3 protein-coding genes are annotated in these 4032 nt (G+C 48.5%); all 3 read right to left on the bottom strand.

The features are described from left to right. Positions 1-651 (bottom strand): decarboxylating 6-phosphogluconate dehydrogenase (gene gnd / locus VFK44_06695; GenBank protein ID HET7628063.1); only part of this gene is annotated, 651 nt, incomplete at its 3' end. Positions 652-735: 84 nt separating this feature from the next. After that, the gene (locus VFK44_06690) at positions 736-2082 is read right to left on the bottom strand and encodes a gluconate:H+ symporter (protein HET7628062.1); all 1347 of its coding nucleotides are present in this window, start codon (positions 2080-2082) and stop codon (positions 736-738) included. A gap of 93 nt (positions 2083-2175) precedes the next feature. Next, positions 2176-3702 carry an FGGY family carbohydrate kinase gene (locus tag VFK44_06685; protein HET7628061.1) on the bottom strand — a complete coding sequence of 509 codons (1527 nt, stop codon included), beginning with the start codon at positions 3700-3702 and terminating at the stop codon, positions 2176-2178. Positions 3703-4032: the final 330 nt, after the last annotated feature.

The following is a 4032-nucleotide window of genomic DNA, read 5'->3' as shown; positions in this document are numbered from 1 at the left end:
CCAGCTGCGAATCACCGACCCATGGTTCCAGACGCGAGCTACTTCTTTGTAATCGTAATCGAATGGACTTTTTTCAAGAATTTCAAATCCTTCGCCGATGGCTGCCATCATGCCGTATTCAATGCCGTTGTGTACCATTTTCAAAAAATGACCGCTTCCGGCTCTCCCGGTGTACAAGTAGCCGTTTTCCACCGACAAATCGCGAAACAATGGTTCAATTTCCTTAAACACTTTTTCGTTCCCGCCGATCATAAAGCAAGCGCCTTCTCTTGCGCCGGAAGTCCCTCCGCTTGTTCCGGCATCAAAAAAATAAATCCCTTTTTTACTCAACAATTCGTTATGACTGAGTGTTTCTTTATAATGAGTATTGCCGCCGTCAATGACGATATCCCCGGGTTTCAAAAGACCGGATAATTCACGAATGACCTCATTCGTAACCTTACCCGCCGGAACCATCACCCACATCACTCGGGGACGTTGCAAGTTGTCGACGAGCTCCGCCAACGAATATGCGGCAAACGCACCGGTTTCCGCAAACCGATCGACCGATTCTTTATTTATGTCGCAGGCGGCAACTTCATATCCCTTCTCCATCATCTGTTCTCCGAGATTAAAACCCATTTTTCCTAGTCCGATTAACCCGATGTTCATGGTGACTCCCCTCCTAAACGTGAGTGGAAGACAAGGGTCCTCCCTTGTCTCCCAACCTTAGGTCGATTAGATGAATTTGGACGATTAGATGAACAGACTGATCAACAATACAACGGCAAATCCAACAAGTGCGATAATTGTTTCCATGACCGTCCAAGATTTCAATGTGTCTTTCTCAGACATGCCGAAGAATCGGTTCACAAGCCAAAAGCCGGAGTCGTTCACATGAGAGGCGATCGTCGCGCCGCAAGAAATCGCGATAACGAGCAAACCGAGCATGGCTCCGGAAACGTCAAAGGCACCAATCACCGGCGAAACCAAACTCCCCGCGGTAATCATCGCAACTGTCGCGGAACCTTGAGCAATCCGAACGATTGCGGCAATCAAGAATGCGAAAATGATCAGCGGCATATGAGCATCTTTCATCGCGTTCGCCAAAACATCGCCGACACCTGTTTCGACGAGAACTTGACCGAAAACACCACCGGCACCGGTGATCAAAATGATGATGCCCGCAGGCTCGAGCGCCTTCGTGCAGATTTCCTGCAATTCGTCTTTCGAGTATCCGCGTTTCGTTCCTAATACCCAGAGCGTCAATAACGTTGTGATCGTTAAAGCGACAAACGGATTCCCTATGAATGTCAAGATCGCCCGCAATCCATTGCCTTCAGGCAACGTCGCTGCCGAAAGCGTGTTTAACAAGATTAACGCGAGCGGTAAGATGATTAAAGAAGCAATCGTCCAAAAATTCGGCAATTCTTTGCTGTCATCGATTTCTTCCGTTTCACTGATCATGTATTCCGGAACTTTGACGTGGATTTTACCGGCGATGTATTTCCCGAAAACCGGACCAGCCAAAATCGTAGCCGGAATACCGGCGATCAGACCGAACAGGATGACCCAACCGATATTGGCGTGAACAAGAGCGGCCGTTGCGATCGGTCCAGGGGTCGGGGGTACGAAACTGTGCGTGACCGCAAGGCCGGCAAGCAACGGAATTCCGAAAAAGAGCAAAGATTTTTTTGTTCGTCTAGCCATACTGTATAAAATCGGAACCAAAATAACAAAAGCTACATCAAGAAATACCGGAATCGAAATGATGAAACCGGTAAGCGCAAGTGCCCAATGTACGCGACTTTCCCCAAACTTTTTCGTTAAGTATAAAGCGAGCCGCTCGGCTCCTCCGGACACTTTCAAAATTTCTCCGAACATCGCACCCATACCGATGATGACCGCAATTTCGCCAACCGTTCCTCCCATGCCAGCTTGAACAGCCTTAATGATGTCTGCAAGATCCAGTCCGGAAAAAATTCCAACCAAATAACTGACAACGATCAATGCGATAAAAGCTTGCAGCTTCGTTTTCATGACGAGAAACAACAAGAACAAGACGCCTAAAGCCGCAATTAAAACAAGCCAACCTCCAGACATTACTTTCCCTCCTTAATAAAATAGATGACATGAACGACACTTCGACCGTCGTTCCACACGACTGTCATTTGCATCGTTGAACTACGCTTACTTCTACTTTCGTTTTTTCGTTAACTCGGACAGCGCCGAAAACTCGGGCTGCAGCGATTCCGCTAACCGATGAAAAATCGGTTTGTAAGATTCGTAGATTTTCACGTTTTCGACAATCGGAACATGCCGATGTTGCAACTGCACCTTGGCAACCGCGGTGGAAAAATCATCGATCCAATGCAGCGCTTTCATCGCCAGCATTGCCGCTCCAAAGCAAGCACTGCTGTTGCTCGCGGGCACGAAAATATCGGCGGCGAAAATGTCTGCCATCATTTGCCGCCACGCCCGCGATTTTGTAAATCCACCGGTCGCTCGGAATTCCATTGGTTCGACATCAGCGGTTTTCAATGCCGCTACCACCATGTCCAGTTGATAGAGAACGCCTTCGAGAACGGCTCGGATCATATGATTGCGATTATGATTCAACGTCAATCCGAAAAAAACCGCTTTCGTGTCAGCATTCCAAAACGGTGCCCGTTCGCCGGTCAAGTAAGGTAAAAACAACAAACCGTCGGCCCCAGGGTGGATCGTCTCCGCTTGTTTCGTCAAATATTCATATGGATCGGAAACCGTTTCCGCCAAGTCGTCGAAAACGTTGTCACGCAACCACCGGAAAGCGATGCCGCCGTTATTGATTGGTCCGCCGACGACCCAGTGGTTTTCCGTCAAGGCGTAACAAAACGTGCGTCCTTCCCGATCGGTCGACGGTTCCGGCACGACCGTACGCACCGCTCCGCTTGTGCCGATCGAACACGCAATGGAGCCCGGCTTAATTGCGCCGACACCGAGATTTGCCAAAACCCCGTCGCTTGCCCCGATGATGAACGGCGTTTGCGGATCAATCCCGAGCTGTTTCGCTTTGCGATCGGACAATCCACCGATCGAAAACTGCGTTGATACCGGCTTCGACAACTGTCCTCTGCGAATGCCGGCCAAATGGAGTGCCTCGTCGTCCCAATCTAATCGGCGAAGATGAAATAACCCGGTTGCCGAAGCTATCGAATGATCGACGATGAATTCTCCGAACCATTTGTAAAACAAGTATTCTTTGATCGAGATCCATTTTGCGGCAGCCGCTTTCAGTTCAGGTTCGTTTTTATCGAACCAGATCAGTTTCGTTAACGGGGACATCGGATGAATCGGCGTCCCGGTGCGTTTGTAAATTTCCTGACCTTTCGATGACGCTTTCAACTGCTCTGCTTCCCGACTTGAACGCTGGTCGGCCCATGTGATCGACCTTGTCAGCGGATTCCCGTTTTCGTCTACGGCGATCAAACTATGCATGGCTGCACTGAAGGAAATGCCCTCAACCGTTCCGTTCCGATCCTTCACCTTTTCGGCAACGTCGGCAATCGTTCCCTCGACCGCTCGGAAAATTTCTTCAGGATCTTGTTCAACATGTCCATCCGATTCCGTATACAGCGAATAGTCTTGCGAGCTTTGCGCCAGAATGCGTCCTTCCGCGTCGAAAGCCATCGTTTTCGTGCTCGTTGTTCCGATATCAACGCCAATGATGACGTTTTCATTCATTCGTCCTCACCTCCCTTGGCAACATTTTTCGGAAAACCATTTCGACAAAAGAAAATAATTTTCGCATCAATATAAATATTATCGAAATATTTTTCCTTTGTCCATATTTTATTCGAAAAAATGAGCCTTTAGACCGTTGAATTTCAAATCGAAACTCACCCAATTTCCATTTTCTTGGACAAATTCCCGTTATTTGCGCATACAAACCCCCCCAAAGCATCCAGATGCTTTGGGGGGTACGTGTTAAAGTTTCCTCCATTATTCAGGTATCGGGTGTCCCCGGTCAGAGAAAAACGCGATTCCTCTTTTAAATGCCGTTAAACCGTACAG

The sequence above is a fragment of the Bacillales bacterium genome, from assembly GCA_035700025.1.
In the GTDB taxonomy this organism is placed as follows: Bacteria; Bacillota; Bacilli; order Bacillales; family DASSOY01; genus DASSOY01.
Note: the sequence above shows the minus strand (reverse complement) of the source record. Positions and strands in the feature narration are given on the sequence as shown.